Consider the following 18,663-nt stretch of genomic DNA (forward strand, 5'->3'; position numbering starts at 1 on the left):
GCCCTAATGCCGGCTCCCCCCGGCAGCGGCAAGGCGGATCAGCCGAGCGTCTTCAGCAACGCGATGGCGGCAGCGCGATCGGCAAAGGCGGGATCGGCGAGCGCCGCCGCGATATCGACGCGCGCGACATCGTTATCGCCCATGTCGGCGGCAATCTGGGCATGGTGCCAGCGCAGACCGGCATGAGCGGGCGCGATCGCCACCGCCTTGTCGAGCAATTGCCGGCCGGCATCTTCGTCGCCCGCCTGATAGAGCACCCAGCCATAGACATCGACGACTGCCGGGTTGAGCGGCGCGAGATCATAAGCGCGTGCCGCATAGACGCGCGCGACATCGTCCTGCCCGTCACCGCTATAGGCTGCGGCCAGCTCGCCGAGCAGCGCGGCATCGCGATTGCCGACGCGATCGCGCAGCCCCTCCAGCGTGTCGATTGCCGCTGCCCAATCGCCCGCCGCGATCTGCCAATGCGCCGCCAGCCGGAGCGCGGTGGTGTTGCGCGGGTGCTGATCGAGGAACAGCGCGAGCGCGGCGGCCGACTTGGGATGCTGGCCGCTGCGATCATAAGCGTCGATCAGCCGCAGCAACGCCGGCTCGTCGAAGCGAAGATTGGCAGCGCGCTGATAAGCCGAGGCAGCATCGGCGGCGCGGCCCGCGCTCATCAACACATCGCCGACCAGGGTCTGCGCCTGCGGCACGCCGGGATAAACGCGCGCCAGCCGCTGTGCTTCGGCCAGCGCAGCTGCCGGCTGGTGCGCGTCGATCAGACCGCGAATATAGCCGACCGCCGCCACCGGATCGCCCGGCCGTGCTTCGGCGGCGGCGCGCAGATCGTCAAGGCTGTCATCGGTGCCGAAGGGCAAGGTCGTCGCCAGCGCGGGCAAAGCGGCGCGATCGATAAAGCGCGCTGCCCAGTCGCGCTCGCCGGTCGCTTCGAACGCGCGCGCCACCAGAGTCAGCGTGTAGCTGTCGGCGTCGCCCCGGATCGCGACCGGGCGCAGCACGTCGAGCGCGCCGCGCCAGTCGCCCGAGCGCATCAGCGCGCTGGCGAGCAGGCGCCGCGCCGCGATGTTCATCGGCTGTTGGCCGATCACGCGGCGCAACCGCACTACCGCTGGCTGATCGGCGCCATTGGCAAGGTCGAGCATCGCGGTCAGCATCAGCGGCCCGGGCAGATCGGCGAAGCTGCCCGCCATGCGCCGCGCAATGGCTTGCGCGACATCGATCCGCCTGGCGCGCGCGGCCATGACTGCCTGAAGATAAAGCGCCTGCGCGCTGTTCGGTCGCGTGACCAGCGCGCGCCGCGTCGCCGCGAGCATGTCGGTATAGCGCCCCGCTTCGCCCAGCGTCGCGGCATACCCGATCAGTGCGTCGTGATCGGCAGGATCGACCTTCAGCGCCGCTTCGAACCAAGGCAGCGCGGCGGTGAGGCCGTATTGGTCGCGGATCAGCTCGGCACGGAGCACCGTCGCGCGGACGAGGCGCGGATCGATGGCGAGCGCGCGATCGGCTGCGGCGGCGGCACCGGCGAGATCGCCGGTCATCTGGCGCACGCGGCCGAGATCGGCCCAGGCTTGCGCGTCCGCCCCGCCGGAAGCCGCGAGCAGAGTGCCAAGCATCGCTTGGGCGCGCGGGAGATCGCCTTGCTGCGCGAGCGCCAGCGCGGCGATACGAGTGGCATAGCCAGCATAGCGCGGGTCAGCGCGGCGCGCTTCGGCGAGCGCGTGCGCCGGATCGCCCTGAAGCAGATAGGCATGCGCGAAAAGATGATGCGCGCGCGCAGGATCGAACCCCGCATCGACTGCGCGCGTCAGCTCCCCTTGCGCGGCGGGGCCATCGCCCATCGCGAGCATGGCGCGCGCCAACACGGCATGCGCCAGACCCCATTTCGGATCGCGCTGGACGGCGAGATGCGCGTGGAGGCGGGCACTGCTGGCATTGTCGGCGGCGAGCAATGCCAGGCTTTTGCGCAGCTCTTCGCGCGCGGCGGCAGGATCGACCGCGACGGGCATCGAGCGCCATGCCGCAACGCCGGCCGCCATCACCGCCACCCCGGCAAGCGCGATCAACAGTCCGACCAGCCAGCGCCGCAAACGCCCGCTGCCGGAGCGCCGTTTCCAGCCGCGCCGGCGCGCGGTCGCGCCCGGCGCCCCCGCTCCCTCGTTCGTCCCGAGCGCAGCCGAGGAAGTGGCAGCAGGCGAATCGCTTGCGCCACGTGTCTCGACTTCGCTCGACACGAACGGTGAAGGAGTCACGGGATGCACAGCATCCCCGCCCCGCGTCCAATCAGCCCTGGAGTCCATGGGCCTTCATCAAATCATAGAGGGTCGGGCGGCTGATGCCGAGCAGCTTGGCGGTGTTCGAGATGTTCCCTTCGGCTTGGGCGAGTGCATGGCGGACGAGGCGCCGGTCGGTTTCGTCGCGCGCGGCTTTCAGGTTGAGCGGCAAGGGCTCGGCGTCTCCAGCGAGATCGAGGTCGGCGGCGGTCACCAGCTTGCCATCGGCCATGATGACGGCGCGCTTCACCCGGTTTTCGAGCTCGCGGACATTGCCCGGCCAGCCCCACGCATCGATCGCGGCGACGGCATCGGGCGCGAGGCCGTTGACGCCGAGCTTCATCTGGTGGGCGTAACGCTTCAGGAAATGGCGCGCGAGGAGCGACGCGTCGCCCGGCCGTTCGGCCAGCGACGGGATGCGCACGACAATTTCCGCCAGCCGGTAGTAGAGGTCCTCGCGGAAGCGCCCCTCGGCGACCATCGCGTCGACATCTTGGTGCGTCGCGCAGACGATGCGGGTGTCGACCGCGATCGGCTTGCGCCCGCCAATCCGCTCGATCGTGCGCTCCTGCAGGAAGCGCAGCAGCTTGACCTGCAGCGGCAGCGGGATGTCGCCGACTTCGTCGAGGAACAGCGTGCCGCCGTGCGCCAGTTCGATCTTGCCCTCGGTCGTCTTGACCGCGCCGGTGAACGCGCCCTTTTCATGCCCGAACAGCTCGCTTTCGAGCAGCGTCTCGGGGATCGCCGCGCAATTGATCGCGACAAAGGCGCCGCGCCGGCGGGGCGACGCCTCGTGCAGGCCCCTCGCGAGCAGTTCCTTGCCGGTGCCGCTCGCGCCAAGCAGCATCACCGACACATCAGCCGGCGCGACGCGCTCGATAGTCCGCGTGACCTTCAGCATTTCGGGGCTGGCGGTGAGGATGCCGCCGAGTGCGGTAACGCTGGCACCGGCTTCAGCGAGGCGCCGGTTTTCGGCCTCCAATGCCTGGACGTGGAACGCGCGGCCGACGATCATGCCGAGCGCATCGATATCGATCGGCTTCTGGTAGAAATCCCACGCGCCCTGCTCGATCGCGCGCAGGGCACTTTCCCGCGCGCCATGGCCCGACGCGACAATCACCTTGGTATCGGGCTTGAGCGACAGGATCGCGCCGAGCGTCTCGAACCCTTCGGTCACGCCGTCGGGGTCAGGCGGCAGGCCGAGATCGAGCGTCACCACATCGGGCGCTTCGGCGCGCAGCAGGTCGATCGCGGTCGCGCGATCACCGGCGATCAGCACTTGATAGCCGTCATACGCCCAACGCAACTGCCGCTGCAGGCCGTGATCGTCCTCGACGATCAGCAATTTGCGATGCTCGGTCATGCGGCTTTCCCCAAGGTTTCAGCAGTTGCGCGCGGCAGGGTAACGCGGAAGCGCGTGCCCTCCCCTTCACGGCTCGCGACCGTCACGCTGCCGCCCATCGCCTCGGCGAGCTGGCGCGCCTCGAACGCGCCGAGGCCGAAGCCATTGGGCTTGGACGAGACGAACGGCTTGAACAGCTTGTCACGCACAAAGCTGGGCGACATGCCGTCGCCCCGATCGATCACATCGATCGCGACCGTATCAGCCATGACGGCAAGGGCGATCATCACCGGCTCGGTCGGTGGGCTTGCTTCGATCGCGTTCTGGACGAGATGGTCGAGCAACTGGGCCAAGCGCGCTTCGTCGGCGAGCGCGACCGCCTCAGGCGTGCCGCGCGTCACGATCGGGTGCTGCGCCCGGCGGCGGCGCGCAATGTCTTCGAGCAGCGGCATGACGGCGAGCGCACCGACCGGATCGCCACGCGGCCCGTGATGCTGCGACAGCCGCGCGAGCAGATCGTTCATCCGAGTCGCCGAATCGTTGAGCGTGGCGATCATGTCGGCGCGGAAATCGGGATTGTCGGCATGGCGCTCGGCATTGCGCGCGACCAGCGTCAACTGGCTGACCAAATTCTTCAGGTCGTGGAGGATGAAGGCGAAGCGGCGGTTGAATTCATCGAATCGCTGTGCCTCGCCCAGCGCCTGCTGCGCGCGCGCCTCGGCGAGGTAGCTGGCGACCTGGCGGCCGGCGAGGCGCAGCAGATCAAGGTCTTCCCAATCGGGCCGGCGATCGACCGGCGGCCGCGCGAGCACAATCGCCCCGGCGAGTTGATCGCGGTGGATGAGCGGCGCGAGCACCCAGGCATCGACCCTATCGACCAGTGATTGCGGGACGGCACCGAGTTCTTCGGCGTCGGCGCTGCCGTTGCGCACCGCGTCGAGTTCAATAATCCGCCCGGTCGCGGCGAGATAGGCAGCGAGATGCGCGGTGGTTGCCGGGCTCAGCACATCACCCTCTGACCAGCGCCACGCCGCCGCCTGGCCGAGCCCGGCGCCATCAGGCACCAGCAGCAGCCCGGCGGGCGATGAGGTAAGTTCGGCAATAGCGGTCACGATACGCTGCTCGAGCGGCGCGGCGCCCTCGCCCGGCTGGCCGAGCGTGTCGGTGAAACGCAGCCACTCGGCGCGGTAATCATAGCGGTGCGAGAAAAGATGCTTGGCGAGCTTCACCTTGAGCCACGCCTTGAGCCAGGGCGACGAGGCGAAAGTGATGATCGCGGTCGTCGTGCCGAGGATGAACGCTGTCTGCCACAGGGGCGCCGCCGTGCCGCCGACCGCGCTGATCGCGCTGGTCGCCAGCGCCATCAGTCCGACATAAAGCACGATCGCCGCGCCGATCAGCGACTGATAGGTCACCGCGCGCGACACGCGGAGCGTCCAGTCGCCATCGCGCACCACGGCCAGCGCGAACAACGGCGCAGCGAGCAGCGTTCCGACCCCGCGCACGACCATCAGCCATTGGCCGCCCGCGCTGCCATCCAGATAAGCCCAGCCCGCCACGCCCAGATCGAGCGTCCACAGTGCCGCCAGCGCGACCAGCGCCAGGCGAATACCGCCGCGCGCATTGCCCGCGACCGCATCGAACAGATGATGCACCAGCACCAGCGCCGTCATCGCCGCCATCATCGCGAGTACGGCATCGACCGAAGCGAGCGTCGCCAGTTCCGCCGCTTGCCTGGTCGCCGCCTCAGCAATCGCCAGCGCCCCGCCGATACCGATCAGCAATGCGACGATTGCGTAGAGCCACCAGATCGCGACGGCTGCGCCACGCCGCTGCCCGTCGCGCCGAACCAGCGCCAGCATGAACGCCAGCCAGCCGAGCGACCGCGCCTTGCCGGCGAGCGCGCTCATCACATCGTCAGCGCCGATCCCCGCCATGGTCAGCGCCCATAGCGCGGTCAGCGCCAGCGCCACGACATAAGCGCGACGCGGTAACCCCGGTCGCGCGCGCGCGCCTTCGTTCAACGCCAGCGCGCCGAACAGCAAGGCGGTGAGCGCGTGGCTCCACAGGATCAGCGTCGCGGCCATCGGTGCGCTACCGGGCCCCTTCGGGCCAAAGCACGACGCGCACCGTCTGCAACAGGATCAACAGATCGAGGAAAGGCGAATAATTCTTGGCGTAATAGAGGTCGTATTCGAGCTTCTGGCGCGCATCCTCGATCGAGGCGCCATAGGGATAGTTGATCTGCGCCCAGCCGGTAATGCCGGGCTTCACCATGTGGCGCTCAGCATAATAAGGCAGCTTCTGTTCGAGATCGTCGACGAATTGCGGGCGTTCCGGGCGCGGGCCGACAAAGCTCATCTCGCCCTTCAGCACGCTCCACGCCTGCGGAATTTCATCGATGCGCAGCTTGCGGATGATGCGGCCGATGCGAGTAATGCGCGGGTCGTCCTTCTCCGCCCACACCGCCACGCCCGGTGCTTCGGCATCCTGCCGCATCGAGCGCAGTTTCACGATGTCGAAGCCCTGATTATAGAGCCCGACGCGGCGCTGGCGGTAGAAGACGGGCCCCTTGCTTTCGAGCTTGATGGCAATCGCCACGCCCAACAGCAGCGGCGCGGCAACGATGAGCAGCACGGTGCTCGCGGCGATGTCAAACAGCCGCTTGAACGCGCTCGACAGCATCCGGCTCGAGGAGAAACCGTCGGAGAAGATCAGCCAGCTCGGGTTGACGCTGTCGAGGTCGACGCGGCCGGTCTCGCGCTCGAGGAAGGTCGAGATTTCGTTGACATGGACGCCCGTCGTCTTGATCCGCAATAAGTCCTTGAGCGGCAGCGCGTTGCGGCGCTCCTCCAGCGCGAGCACGACTTCGCTGGCGTTCAACAGCACGACGTGATCGGCAAGATTGTAAATCGCGTCGCGCGCAATCGCCTCAGGGATCACGCGATTGGCCTCGCTCATCGAGACATAGCCGACGACCACGAACGCCGCGCCCGGCCGCTGGGCGAGATGCTTCAGCCGCTGCGCGCGCTGGCCGGCGCCAAGCACGACGATGCGGCGCTTGAACACCTGATGCCCCAGCGTCTTGCCAAGCAGGATGCGCAGCGCGAGCAGGAAGACGACCGACAGGGCCATCGCGTAGAGCAGCGTTGATCGCCATAAGCCGAGCGTCGGCACCAGGAAGAACAGCGCGCTCTGCGCCAGTCCGCCAAGCGACACCGATACCAGCAGCCGCGCCGTCGCGAAGCGCAGCGATTGCAGCGCCTGCGCGCCGTAAACCCCCACCGCGACCATCGCGATGTGGAGCACGACGATGAAAGTCGCGATCTGCGGCAGTCTTGTCGTGAACGGCGTCGGCACCTGACCGATCTGGCTCGCGCGCAGCGACCATGCCGCTTCCGCAGCCAGCCCAAGCATGATGAGATCGAGCAAGCCGAGCAGCAGCACGGCGTTGGGCACATATTGCTTGAACAGCCTGATCATCGTGCCGCCCTTCTAGCTACGGCCTGTAAATAATTCCGACACCAAGCCACGCTGTCGCAGAAATTGACAAACAAAGATTGAACAGAGCCGCTAGAGCGGATCAAAACCGCACGAGCATCGTTGGCGAGGCGGAGCGATTCCGGCTGATGCCGGCGCGAACAGGTGGAGACGAGAATGCGCCATAGCCCTGCCCTTGCCTTGTTGATGACCACGGCCATCCTGTCCGGGACCACCGCGCCGCTGGCCGCGCAGACGGCGCAGACCAAGCCCGACACGGCCGGCCAGGAAGCGATGGAGCCGCTACGCGATACCGGCATCAAGAAAACGAAGATTCCCGAAGTGCTCCAGCTCGCGGCATCGGCACCCTACTCACTGGTCGGCATCAAGACTTGCGTGCAGATCAATCGCGAGATCATCGCGCTGGATGGGGCGCTGGGCCGCGACATCGATCAACCCGCCGAGCAGCGCGGCCAATCGGCCGAACTCGGGGCGGCGGCGGCGCGGGCGGCAGTCAACACGCTGATCCCCGGCCTTGGGCTGGTCAAGGTCATCACCGGTGCGGACAAGGCGCAACGCCGCGCCGAAGCGGCGGTTTATGCTGGCGCGGTACGGCGCGGCTTTCTGAAAGGCGTGGGCCTGAGCCGGGGGTGCAAGCCGCCTGCCGCCCCGCTGCATGAAGCGGTGCTCGACGTGCCGGAACTGCCGGAGACTGACGGCAAGGGCAATTAATCCGTTGGGTTGAAGCCGCGCAGCTTGGCCATCCGCGTGTCGAGCGTCGCGGCGGCGGCGGTGATGGTGGTATCGGGCTGTGCCATCGCAGCCGGATCGAACCGCGCTTCCGGCGCCTTGGCGTCGCGACCGGCGATCGCTGCTATTGCGTCCAGGTCGGCGATGGTCGGGGTGATGCCGAAAAGCGGCAAGATGCGGCCGGCGACCACGTCCGGCAGCGCGGCGTAATCGATCGCGATGCCGTTGCGCGTGTTCGACAAGCCGTCGATCGCCCGGTCGATCAGGTCGCCAAGGCGTGCGGCATAATGCTCGATCGCCGACTGCCCCGGCGCCGGCGCCGCTTTCACCATATGCGAGCCGGGGCGGCGGAGGTGTGACGCCAGGATCGCTGCCGGATCGCGGTAGAGCACTACCCACGGCGTCTCCGGGAAAGCCTGCTCGAACAAGGGCAGCGCGCTAAGGTGCCAGCTGTCGAGCTTGATGACGAGCTGCTGCCGGTCGGGTCGGCTGCGGGCGAGCGCCGTCACCATCGCGGCGAGTATCGCCGGGTCGCCGCGATCGACGACCTTGTCGACCGGATCGGGCTCGGAAAACGCCGCAACGCCAGCGCACGCGCCGATCATCCGCGCCGCCAGCGTCGATCCGCAGCGCGACAGATGGAAGATCAATCCGGCCGGCTTTACCGGAGCGCAGGGCATCGTCGTCGCCAGCGCATCGAGCCGCGTCCGCCAGTCGATCAGCCGGTTGAGCGGACTGTACCGCGCGGGCGCGATGGCTTCCTCATAAAAGGGCGCATCGAAGGTTGCTTTGCCGGCATGCAGCCAGCGGATAACGGCGCCATCGGGAGCTTGCAAAATCGCCGCCGGCAGCCAGCCGGGCGGTGGCCAATGATCGACGGGTGGAGCGGTTGGCGGCAACGCGATCGCCGTGCTCAGCGTTTCTTCGCTAATGTCGATGCCATCCGCCGCTGCCAGCGGGGCAAGCGCCGCCGCCAGCGCTTCCGGCCGATCATGCGCGGCGAGCGACGCGTGCAGATCGTGGCGCTCGCGCAGCCAGGCGCGCAGCCGATCGAGATCGGGGTTAGACCTTTGCAATTGCACCCCGCCCCCCTAGCATCCCCCCGATGATTGCCGACTTCGCTACCGCGCCCGGCGATGGGCAACAAGCCTCGGCCCTGCCCGATCGCAAATGCCTGGCGCCACGCTTTGACGTCGATGCGCTGGTCGCCGATCTCGCGACAATCACCGGATCGGGCACCGGTTGGACGCCCCATTTCGTCTCCGCCAACTATGCCGGCGACTGGAGCGCGATTCCGCTGCGCGCGCCCGCCGGCGAGACGCACCCGATCCGCCAGATATTCTCGGACCCGACCGCGACCGACTGGGTCGACACGCCCGCCCTCGCCGCCGCGCCCGCGATCCGTGCGGTGATTGGCGCGATCGGTGATCCGGTTCAGTCGGTCCGGCTGATGCGGCTCGCGCCGGGCTCGGCGATCCACCGGCACCATGACCATGACCTCGCTGCCGAAGAAGGGCATGCGCGCTTGCATGTACCGATTACGACCAATCCAAAGGTGCGCTTCCTGCTCAACGATGTCGCCGTGCCGATGCAGCCGGGCGAGCTGTGGTATCTCCGGCTCGCCGATCCGCATGAGGCAGTGAATGCGGGCACGACCGACCGCGTGCACCTCGTCATCGACATCATCGCGGGCGATTGGCTGCGCGGGCTGCTGACGAGATAAGGCGGCGGGCTTGGCGCATTTACCACCGGTCCGATCCAGTGTAGCGTCCACGCCAAAATCAAACGGGTCGCATCCTGCTCACAGCCGAAAGGGCCAATGCATGTTTCTGCGTCCTCTAGTCGCTGCCACGCTGATTGCCCTTACGGGTAGTGCGATTGCTCAGCCCATAATTCTGAAGCCACGGCCAAACATGATCGTGGTGCCGCCACCACCAGCGCAAACGCTGACCGTCGTTTACACCGGCACCTTCGTGAGCGGCGTGATCCTGACCACCAACCCGAAGGTCGATTTCAAATGCAGCGGCCTCGATCCGTCAGCCGCCGTGCCCAAGGTCCAGAAAAGCTGCTCGGCCAGCTTTCCCGCCAAAAGCTATGTCGATCTTTATGCCAAGCGGATTACCGGTCTTGGCTCTGCGACACTCACTCAAATCTCCGGCAAGGCGTGGGGTGGCGCGTGTGCCAATCAAGGGCCGATTTGCACGATCCATATGGACAAGCCGCAGCTGGTCGCGGTGGTCGACGTTCAATAACGCTTGACCACTAAGCGGCTCGGACTCCTCACTTGCACGCATAAGAAAACGCCGGTGGGATTGCTCCCGCCGGCGTTTCTTTGTTTCGGTAGCGAGGAACGACGCGGCGGAGCCGCGCCGTCGGTCCTGCGGTAAGCCGCAGGCCGGCCGTTTCCGATTTCGTCTCCGGCGCAGCGCGTTCGCGCTGCGCCGATGCGAAATCAGAAGTCCATGCCGCCCATGCCGCCCATGCCGCCGCCCATTGCGGGAGCCGGCTTGTCTTCGGGCAACTCGGCGATCGTCGCTTCGGTGGTGATCAGCAGACCGGCGACCGAGGCCGCGTTCTGCAGCGCGGTGCGCACCACCTTGGTCGGATCGATCACGCCCGCCGACACCAGATTCTCATAGGTGTCGGTCGCGGCGTTGAAGCCGAACGACGTGTCGCTCTGGTCGAGCAGCTTGCCCGAGACGACCGCGCCGTCATGGCCCGCATTGGCCGCGATCTGGCGGACGAGCGAGGTCAGCGACTTGCGGACGATATCGATGCCGCGAGTCTGGTCCTCGTTCGCGCCGGTCAGGCCCTCGAGCGCCTTGGTCGCATAGAGCAGTGCGGTACCGCCGCCGGGGACAATGCCCTCTTCGACCGCCGCGCGGGTGGCGTGCAGCGCATCGTCAACGCGGTCCTTGCGCTCCTTCACCTCGACCTCGGTCGCGCCGCCGACCTTGATCACCGCCACACCGCCGGCAAGCTTGGCGAGACGCTCCTGGAGCTTCTCGCGGTCGTAATCGCTGGTGGTCGCGTCGATCTGCTGGCGGATCTGCTCGGTGCGCGCCTTGATCGCGTCCGCATCACCAGCGCCATCGACGATGGTGGTGTTGTCCTTGTCGATCGACACGCGCTTGGCGGTGCCGAGCATGCCGAGCGTGACACTCTCGAGCTTGATGCCGAGATCTTCGCTGATGACTTCACCCTTGGTGAGCACCGCGATGTCTTCCAGCATCGCCTTGCGACGATCGCCGAAGCCCGGCGCCTTGACTGCGGCGACCTTCAGGCCACCGCGCAGCTTGTTGACGACGAGCGTGGCGAGCGCCTCACCCTCGATATCCTCGGCAATGATCAGCAGCGGACGACCCGACTGCACGACCGCTTCCAGAATCGGGAGCATCGCCTGCAGGTTCGACAGCTTCTTCTCATGGATGAGGACGTACGGGTCGTTGAGTTCAACCGTCATCTTCTCCGGGTTGGTGATGAAGTACGGGCTCAGATAGCCACGGTCGAACTGCATGCCCTCGACGACGTCGAGCTCGAATTCGAGACCCTTCGCCTCTTCGACGGTGATCACGCCTTCCTTGCCGACCTTTTCCATCGCCTCGGCGATCTTCTCGCCGACTTCACGATCGCCATTGGCCGAGATGATGCCGACCTGGGCAATCTCGTTCGAGCCGGCAACCGCCTTGGAACGGGCCTTCACGTCGTCGACAACCTTGGCGACGGCAAGATCGATGCCGCGCTTCAGGTCCATCGGGTTCATGCCGGCGGCGACCGACTTCATGCCTTCACGCACGATCGCCTGAGCGAGCACGGTGGCGGTGGTGGTGCCGTCACCGGCAATGTCGTTGGTCTTGGAGGCAACTTCGCGCACCATCTGCGCGCCCATATTCTCGAACTTGTCCTTGAGTTCGATTTCCTTGGCGACAGTAACGCCGTCCTTGGTGATACGGGGTGCACCGAAGCTCTTGTCGATCACGACGTTGCGGCCCTTCGGCCCTAGCGTGACCTTGACGGCATCGGCGAGGATATCGACGCCCTTCAAAATGCGTTCACGCGCATCGCGCGAGAATTTTACGTCCTTGGCTGCCATGTGACTGCCCTTTCCTGGTTAAGTTCGTCACCCCAGCGAAAGCTGGGGTCGATTGCGGCCAGCGCCGCGGTTGAGGCTTGCGATCCCAGCTTTCGCCGGGATGACGGATCGTCAGCCGACGATTCCCAGCCCGTTGGCCTCAGCCAACAATGCCGAGAATATCGCTTTCCTTCATGATCAGCAGGTCTTCGCCGTTCACCTTCACTTCGGTGCCGGACCACTTGCCGAATAGAATGCGGTCGCCGGCCTTGACGTCGAGCGGCGTCACCTTGCCGTCTTCCGCCTTGGCGCCGGTGCCGGCGGCGACGACTTCGCCTTCCTGCGGCTTTTCCTTGGCGGTGTCGGGAATGATGATGCCGCCGGCCGTCTTTTCCTCGGCCTCGACGCGGCGGACGAGAACACGATCGTGCAACGGACGAAAGTTCATGCGTCTCCCTTTCTTCATGAATAAGCTGCTTTTAGCACTCACCCAATGCGAGTGCTAGCGATGGTGCATATGGTTCTTACGGCGCGCGCCGTCAATGCTGTCGGGCAGGAATTTTCGCCGGCGAAGCGATCTCGATCGGCAGCAATCCCCAGCGTGCGCGCTGCGACCAGCGCCACAGCAGCGGTGCCGCGACAGCCGCGAGGCCGAACGCGAGGCCGGCCCACACGCCGACCGCGCCCCAATGCAGCCAGAAACCGAGCAAGATCGCCGTGCCGAAGCCGCCGACCCAATAGCCCAGGCCGGCGATGATCATCGGCCAGCGCGTGTCCTGCAGGCCGCGCAGCGCCCCCGCCGTCACCACTTGCGCGCCGTCGAGCAGCTGGAACAGCGCGGCGACCGCAAGCAGTTTCACCGCCAGGGCTACCGTCGCCGCGTTCGCCGGATCGCCGGTATCGAGATAGATGCCGACGAGCAGCAGTGGGGCCACCCACATAACGAGCGCGGTCAGCGCCATCACGCCGATGCCGGTCGCGATCGTCGTCCAGCCGGCGCGGGTGATCCAGGCATTGTCCCGCGCGCCATAGGCCATGCCCACGCGCACCACGCCGGCCTGCGCGATCCCGAGCGGAATCTGGAAGGCCAGCGACGCAATGTTGAGCGCGACCGCGTGCGCGTTAACCGCGACCACCCCGATCAGCCCCATCAGGATCGACGCACCGCCGAACAGCGCGCCTTCCATCGTGAACGCCAGCGCGATCGGGATGCCGAGCCGGGCAATCTCGCGCAGCCGCGACCATTCGGGCCGCCACCAGCGCCCGAACAAGCGGAAGCGCCGCGCGCGGCGATCCGTCATGACCACGAGCGCATAAGCCAGCGCGGTCAGCGCTGCGGTGATGATGCTCGCCAGCCCCGACCCCATCAGCCCTAGCGCCGGCGCGCCGAGATGGCCGAACACCAGCACCCAATTGCCGAAAATGCCCGCGCCCAGCGCCAGTGCGGTGATCGCGACGGACCAGCCCGGTCGACCAAGCGCCGCAAGCGTACCGCGCATTGTTTGCGAAGCGATCATCAGCGGCATCGCGCCAGTGGCGAGGCCCATCAGGTTCCAGGTGAGCAGGCTGTAGAGGAACACGCCGAGCGTCGCCGCCGCGAAATCGACCGGCCCCAGCCGCGAGACGAAGATCACATCGACCGCGAACACCGCCATCTGCAGCAGATTGGCGCCAACGAGCGGCGCCGCCAGCCGGACCAGCGCGGCAAGCTCACCGCGCCAATCGGCAGGCGCCCGGGCGGTCAGCGCCGGCGACGAGGTGAGCTGCGACTCCATGGGCCGGCCGCCTTAGCAGCGGCGATTGCGCCCGGCTTGCGCAAAATGGCGCCATCGAAACGTTTCATAACCGGAATCCACCGTCTTGGTTACATAATACTCCGCATTTACGACTGCGCGATACTCGGCTAGGACAAGGCTGACGCGATCGACGGGAGACTGGTCTTGAAGCTGCTCGCAACTGTCTGGAAGATTCTGGTCGGCATCAAGGATGCGCTGGTGCTGGTGGCGATGCTGCTGTTCTTCGGCAGCCTCTTCGCCGCGCTGAATGCCAAGCCGGCCAAGCATTTCGTCAGCGACGGCGCGCTGGTGATCGATTTCAACGGCAGCGTTGTCGAGCAGCCCGAGGCGCCCAAGACGTTCGACTTTGGCGACAACTCCGGTCCGCGCCAGCTGCGACTGCGCGATGTTGTCCGGGCGATCAATCTCGCCAAGACCGATGCCAAGGTCAAAGCGATCGTCATCGATCTTGATGGCTTCGAGGGCGGCTACCCCGCCGCGATGAGCGAGATCGGCCATGCGCTGGGTGCGGCGCGCGCTGCCGGCAAGCCCGTGCTCGCTTATGCAACCGCTTATACGGACAGCGGCTATCGCCTCGCCGCCAATGCTTCCGAAATCTGGATGAACCCGATGGGCGGCACGCTGTTCACCGGGCCCGGCGGCAACCAGCTCTATTATAAGGGCTTGCTCGACAAGCTGGCGGTCAATGTCCACGTCTATCGTGTCGGCAAGTTCAAGTCGTTCGTCGAGCCTTATATCCGCGCCGACCAGTCACCCGAAGCCAAGGAAGCGAGCCAGGCGCTCTATTCGGCGCTGAAGGATGACTGGCGCGAGCAAGTGACGAAGGCGCGGCCCAAGGCGCAGGTCGATGCGTTCCTCGCCCAGCCCGGCCAGCTGATCAAGGCCGAGCATGGCGACATGGCGGCGGCCAATCTGAAGGCGGGACTCGTCGACAAGCTCGGCGATCCGCTCGCCTTCAACAAGCGCGTCGCGGAACTCGCCGGCCAGGTGTCGGGCAAAGCCGAAGGCACGTTCAACACCATCAAGTTTGATGACTACATCGCCGCCAACCCGCTGCCGACGAGCGGCGACGCGATCGGCGTGCTGACCGTTGCCGGCGATATCGTCGACGGCAGCGCCGGCCCCGGTACCGCGGCGGGCGAGACGGTGACCAAAGCGATGCTCAACGGGCTCGCCAAGAAGGATCTGAAAGCCCTTGTCGTGCGCATCGATTCGCCCGGCGGATCGGCGCTCGCGTCAGAGCGCATCCGTCAGGCGATCCTGGCTGCCAAGGCGCAGGGCCTGCCCGTCGTCGTCTCGATGGGCTCGGTCGCCGCGTCGGGCGGCTATTGGGTCGCGACATCGGGCGATACGATCTTCGCCGAGCCCAACACCATCACCGGCTCGATCGGCATTTTCGGCATCATCCCGACCTTCGAGAACAGCCTGAAGAAGATCGGCATCACGTCCGACGGCGTGAAGACCACGCCGCTGAGCGGCCAGCCCGACGTGTTCGGCGGCACCAGCCCCGAAGTAGACGCGATCCTGCAATCGGATATCGAACAAGGCTATCAGCGCTTTATCAGCCGGGTGTCGCAAGCGCGGCACTTGACGACCCAGCGCGTCGACGAGATCGGCCAGGGCCGCGTCTGGATCGGCGGCAGCGCGCACCAGCTGGGTCTGGTCGATCGCTTCGGCACGCTCGACGACGCGATTGCCGAGGCGGCGCGCCGCGCCAAGCTCGACCCCGCCAAGGTGCACGCCGAATATCTCGAAAAGCAGCCGAGCAAGTGGGAAGTCGCGCTTGCCAATCTGCTCCACAAGAATGACGATGACGACGCCTCGGGCAATGGCGGCGATGCCTTCGCGATTATCGCCCGCCAGCAGCACGCGCTGCTCAATCAGGCGATCGGCGATGTGAAGCGATTGACGCAGGGCGGATCGGTGCAGGCGCGCTGCCTGGAATGCGCAGGCTTCGCCCCCGCTCATGGCGCCCCGGCCGACGCCAGCCTGTGGAGCCTGGCGCTGGCCCGCTTCGGCCTGTGATCGCCATAAGAGCGGCGACGGCTGAGGATGCAGCGTCGATCGCAGCGATTTATGCGCCTTATGTGCTGAGCGGCACGGTTTCGTTCGAGACCGAAGCGCCCGACACGCGCGCGATGCGTGCTCGGATGACGGCGTCGAACGGGCTCTACCCATGGCTCGTTGCCACCAATGGCGACCCGGAGGGCGGCGGTGTGCTCGGCTATGCCTATGCCGGCCAGTTCCGCGATCGGCCAGCGTATCGCTATGTCGTCGAAACCTCGATCTACATGTCCGGGCCTATCCAGGGCCAGGGCACCGGGCGGCTGCTCTACGAAGCACTGATCGACACGCTGCGCGCGCAGGGCTTCACTCAGGCGATTGGCGTGATCGCGCTGCCCAATGACGGCTCGATCCGGCTGCACGAATCGGTCGGCTTTCAGCGCGCCGGCATCTACCGCTCGGTTGGCTACAAACAGGGCCAGTGGATCGATGTCGGCTTTTGGCAATGCGAGCTCAACGAGAGCCGCGTGCCGCCGGTCGAGCCGCGCCCGTTCAGCAAGGTGGGGGTGGTGCGGGGATGATCGCGCTGGCGCTCCTGCTCGAAACGGCAGCGCTGCCGACAAGGACACCGATCGCCACGCTGCCGATCGCGCCAGCCAAGACAGTTGACCGGGTCGAGACGACGCGCGTCGATTTCGCGCCGGCCCAGGCGATGCCCGCGCATTACCACACCGTCCCGGTCGTCTGCTTCGTCGCCCAAGGCAGTTTCGAGGTCTCGATCGGGGATGCGCCGGTGCGTATCGTCAGCGAAGGCGAAACGACGCTCGAGCCGGCAGGCACCGTTGTCCATTATTTCCGCAATCGGTCGACCACCGCGCCGGCGCGACTACTGTGTGCGTCGCTGGCCGGCCATGACGATCACCAGTTGAACGTGATGCTCGATCCCGCCCATCGCTGACTGATCTTGCACATCCGCCTAGTCAGTGCTATATTGCTAGCATGATAGCAGAAAACGACGCCAAGACACAGCGCAAGCAGTTCAACGTCTATCTGCCGCCCGAGCTGATCCGGCGCGTCAAATATCGCGCGATCGACGATCAGCTCTCGCTGTCGGACCTCGTCGAGCGCGCGCTCAAGGACTACCTCGCCAAGGATACGCCTGATGCAGATCGGTGATGTCAAACTGCCCGCCGGCTTCGGCCTGACCGTGCAGCCGATGCTGCATGTCGACGACATGGGCGCCACGATCGCGCTGTTCGAGGCGATCGGCGCCAGGGTGCTGTTCGGCAGCCGCGATGGCGACTGGGCGTTGCTCGCCTTTGGTGACAGCCGGCTCAGCCTGCTCGCCCACCCGCCGGGCGACGACCCGGCGCAGATCGTGGAGCTTCAATTCGCGTCGAGCCACCCGCTCGAAGCGCTGGAGAGCTATCTGATGGATCACTATCCCGATCGCGTCGAGCGATGGCTGACCGACGAGGCGTTCGGCCGCATGCTGAGGCTGCGCACGCCCGACGGCACGCTGATCAAGGTGATCGAGGTTGAGCGGCACCTGATCGACTAGCTGATCAATCGCTTTGATATGCCGGCAGTGCCAGCTTCCAGCGGATCGCCGCCGCCCGCAGCGCAAAGCCGGCGCCTGCCGCGATCGCCGCTGCGGGCACGACCGCGAGCCCGAGTGTAACCAACGCGACGAACAGACTCGCAGCCAGTGCGGCGGCGGTGACGTAGATTTCGGGCCGCATGATGATCGAGGGTTCGCCCGCAAGCACATCGCGGATGATGCCGCCGACGCACGCTGTGACGACGCCCATCAGCGCCGCCGGCACCACCGGAACGCCATAGGCCAACGCTTTGCCCGCACCGAAAACGGCATAGGCAGCGAGGCCGACGGCATCGAGCCAGTCGAGCGCCTGTTCCCGCCACCAACGCGCCGGCGTGCTCCAAACGAGGAACGCAACGCTCAGGCACACCAGCGCGGCGCGGCTGTCATGCACCCAGAACACCGGCGCGCCGATCATCAGGTCGCGCACCGTACCGCCGCCCACCCCGGTGACGAGCGCGAAGAACGCCGAGGTGACGATCGTCTGCCCCCGCCGCGCCGCCGCCAGCGCGCCGGACGCCGCGAAAACCGCGAGCCCGGCAAGATCGAGCCAGGGGCCAATGGCAGCGGGCAGCGTGGCGAAGGGCGGTGGCAACATGTCGGTCGGGATAATCGAGGGCGGAGCGCTGCGGAAGTGGCGCGGCAAATCGGCAGCCGACGAAAGCAGGGGCGGCGACCCGGCGCCCCAAAAAAGCAAATGGGGGCCAGCATTGCTGCCGACCCCCGGTCGCCGGACCTTGACCCGCCTTGGCTTTCCTTTCGGTCCACCCGCGCCATCTGGTTTCGGCGGCTCGCTATCACCCCGCGTCGCTGGCGCGACACCTGGGCTTCGCGATCCGGTCACCGGGGCGGGGGCTGTAATCTGAGGTGGTTTTACCCACGCAGACCCACGCTTCCCGCCTCGATGGCCTTCCCTCGCCGTTGCTTGCGCATCGGGGAGGTTCGGGCACCGGCTCCGGCTCGATCCTGGGGGCAACCTGCGCTTGCGCGTCGGCGCTTCGTGGATCGGGGATCGGCACCCCACCCTGTTCTCGTCGCCGGGCTTGCGGCCAGCGTCTCGATCAGGGTCTAAGCTTTTGGTTTCGCTTCGGTTTCCCGTCGTTTCAACCGTTCTGCTTACAGGTCTGATGCTGTCATCGATCGCGAGTCGCGCAAAGCACGAAGCGCTCCCCATGGGCTGTGGATAACGTGGAAATCGTTGAAGCCAGGTCGGCCCGATGAGGTGCCGAGCGAATCGCCAGCTGAGAAGCCCTCGCGCCCTTCACCATCGCTGCGTGACAATCATATGAAATCCTGCGCCAAATATCGAAGCGCCACGACTCCGTCACGCGGATGGGCTAAGCCGA

Annotated in this window: 17 protein-coding genes; 8 read left to right on the forward strand and 9 right to left on the reverse strand. The window is 66.4% G+C overall.

Annotated elements, in window-relative coordinates:
* Positions 1–38: 38 nt before the first annotated feature.
* The 4 genes from ACLB0R_RS03080 to ACLB0R_RS03095 are packed head-to-tail and all read right to left on the reverse strand — an operon-like array spanning position 39 to position 7,098.
* A complete protein-coding gene (locus ACLB0R_RS03080) occupies positions 39–2,252 on the reverse strand; it encodes a tetratricopeptide repeat protein (RefSeq protein WP_416641881.1) in 2,214 nt (737 codons plus the stop codon).
* 31 nt (positions 2,253–2,283) lie between these two features.
* On the reverse strand, positions 2,284–3,636 hold the full coding sequence (gene prsR, locus ACLB0R_RS03085) for a PEP-CTERM-box response regulator transcription factor (RefSeq protein ID WP_416641882.1): 1,353 nt from the start codon (positions 3,634–3,636) through the stop codon (positions 2,284–2,286).
* Complete coding sequence (prsK, locus tag ACLB0R_RS03090) at positions 3,633–5,702, reverse strand: XrtA/PEP-CTERM system histidine kinase PrsK (protein WP_416641883.1); 2,070 nt, start codon at positions 5,700–5,702, stop codon at positions 3,633–3,635. The genes prsR and prsK overlap by 4 nt, the downstream gene beginning before the upstream one ends.
* Before the next feature lie 7 nt (positions 5,703–5,709).
* Entirely contained in the window at positions 5,710–7,098 is a 1,389-nt protein-coding gene (locus tag ACLB0R_RS03095) for a TIGR03013 family XrtA/PEP-CTERM system glycosyltransferase (protein ID WP_416641884.1), read from the reverse strand.
* Between the two features lie 204 nt (positions 7,099–7,302).
* Between ACLB0R_RS03095 and ACLB0R_RS03100 the strand changes: the two genes are divergently transcribed.
* Positions 7,303–7,827, forward strand: a complete 525-nt coding sequence (locus ACLB0R_RS03100; RefSeq protein WP_434953693.1) for a hypothetical protein — start codon at positions 7,303–7,305, stop codon at positions 7,825–7,827.
* Here ACLB0R_RS03100 and ACLB0R_RS03105 read toward each other — a convergent pair.
* Positions 7,824–8,927 carry a hypothetical protein gene (locus ACLB0R_RS03105; RefSeq protein ID WP_416641886.1) on the reverse strand — a complete coding sequence of 368 codons (1,104 nt, stop codon included), beginning with the start codon at positions 8,925–8,927 and terminating at the stop codon, positions 7,824–7,826. The genes ACLB0R_RS03100 and ACLB0R_RS03105 overlap by 4 nt on opposite strands.
* 23 nt (positions 8,928–8,950) lie before the next feature.
* Between ACLB0R_RS03105 and ACLB0R_RS03110 the strand changes: the two genes are divergently transcribed.
* Together ACLB0R_RS03110 and ACLB0R_RS03115 are read left to right on the forward strand one after the other, a co-directional pair.
* Complete coding sequence (locus tag ACLB0R_RS03110; RefSeq protein ID WP_416641887.1) at positions 8,951–9,568, forward strand: aspartyl/asparaginyl beta-hydroxylase domain-containing protein; 618 nt, start codon at positions 8,951–8,953, stop codon at positions 9,566–9,568.
* A gap of 190 nt (positions 9,569–9,758) precedes the next feature.
* Positions 9,759–10,097, forward strand: coding sequence for a hypothetical protein (locus ACLB0R_RS03115; RefSeq protein ID WP_416641888.1), 339 nt, complete (start codon positions 9,759–9,761; stop codon positions 10,095–10,097).
* Positions 10,098–10,297: 200 nt separating this feature from the next.
* Here the strand turns inward: ACLB0R_RS03115 and groL are convergent, their stop codons facing one another.
* The 3 genes from groL to ACLB0R_RS03130 form a co-directional block, all read right to left on the reverse strand.
* Entirely contained in the window at positions 10,298–11,938 is a 1,641-nt protein-coding gene (groL, locus tag ACLB0R_RS03120) for a chaperonin GroEL (protein ID WP_416641889.1), read from the reverse strand.
* 139 nt (positions 11,939–12,077) lie between these two features.
* On the reverse strand, positions 12,078–12,365 hold the full coding sequence (gene groES, locus ACLB0R_RS03125; RefSeq protein WP_416641890.1) for a co-chaperone GroES: 288 nt from the start codon (positions 12,363–12,365) through the stop codon (positions 12,078–12,080).
* Positions 12,366–12,456: 91 nt separating this feature from the next.
* Positions 12,457–13,692, reverse strand: coding sequence for an MATE family efflux transporter (locus ACLB0R_RS03130; protein ID WP_416641891.1), 1,236 nt, complete (start codon positions 13,690–13,692; stop codon positions 12,457–12,459).
* A gap of 165 nt (positions 13,693–13,857) precedes the next feature.
* Here ACLB0R_RS03130 and sppA point away from each other — a divergent pair, with 165 nt between their 5' ends.
* Genes sppA through ACLB0R_RS03155 form a run of 5 tightly spaced genes read left to right on the forward strand, consistent with a single transcriptional unit; the run spans position 13,858 to position 17,278 of the window.
* Positions 13,858–15,738 carry a signal peptide peptidase SppA gene (sppA, locus tag ACLB0R_RS03135; RefSeq protein WP_416641892.1) on the forward strand — a complete coding sequence of 627 codons (1,881 nt, stop codon included), beginning with the start codon at positions 13,858–13,860 and terminating at the stop codon, positions 15,736–15,738.
* Positions 15,735–16,298 (forward strand): GNAT family N-acetyltransferase, encoded by a 564-nt coding sequence (locus ACLB0R_RS03140; RefSeq protein WP_416641893.1) that lies wholly within the window; start codon positions 15,735–15,737, stop codon positions 16,296–16,298. The genes sppA and ACLB0R_RS03140 overlap by 4 nt, the downstream gene beginning before the upstream one ends.
* A complete protein-coding gene (locus tag ACLB0R_RS03145) occupies positions 16,295–16,675 on the forward strand; it encodes a cupin domain-containing protein (RefSeq protein WP_416641894.1) in 381 nt (126 codons plus the stop codon). Before ACLB0R_RS03140 ends, ACLB0R_RS03145 begins: the two co-directional genes overlap by 4 nt.
* A gap of 41 nt (positions 16,676–16,716) precedes the next feature.
* Positions 16,717–16,893, forward strand: a complete 177-nt coding sequence (locus ACLB0R_RS03150) for a ribbon-helix-helix protein, CopG family (RefSeq protein ID WP_416641895.1) — start codon at positions 16,717–16,719, stop codon at positions 16,891–16,893.
* A complete protein-coding gene (locus tag ACLB0R_RS03155) occupies positions 16,880–17,278 on the forward strand; it encodes a hypothetical protein (protein WP_416641896.1) in 399 nt (132 codons plus the stop codon). The genes ACLB0R_RS03150 and ACLB0R_RS03155 overlap by 14 nt, the downstream gene beginning before the upstream one ends.
* Before the next feature lie 4 nt (positions 17,279–17,282).
* On the opposite strand, the gene ACLB0R_RS03160 is transcribed toward ACLB0R_RS03155, so the two are convergent.
* Complete coding sequence (locus ACLB0R_RS03160; RefSeq protein ID WP_416641897.1) at positions 17,283–17,915, reverse strand: trimeric intracellular cation channel family protein; 633 nt, start codon at positions 17,913–17,915, stop codon at positions 17,283–17,285.
* Between the last annotated feature and the right edge of the window lie 748 nt (positions 17,916–18,663).

It is taken from the genome of Sphingomonas sp. GlSt437, assembly GCF_048015635.2.
Lineage (GTDB): Bacteria > Pseudomonadota > Alphaproteobacteria > Sphingomonadales > Sphingomonadaceae > Sphingomonas.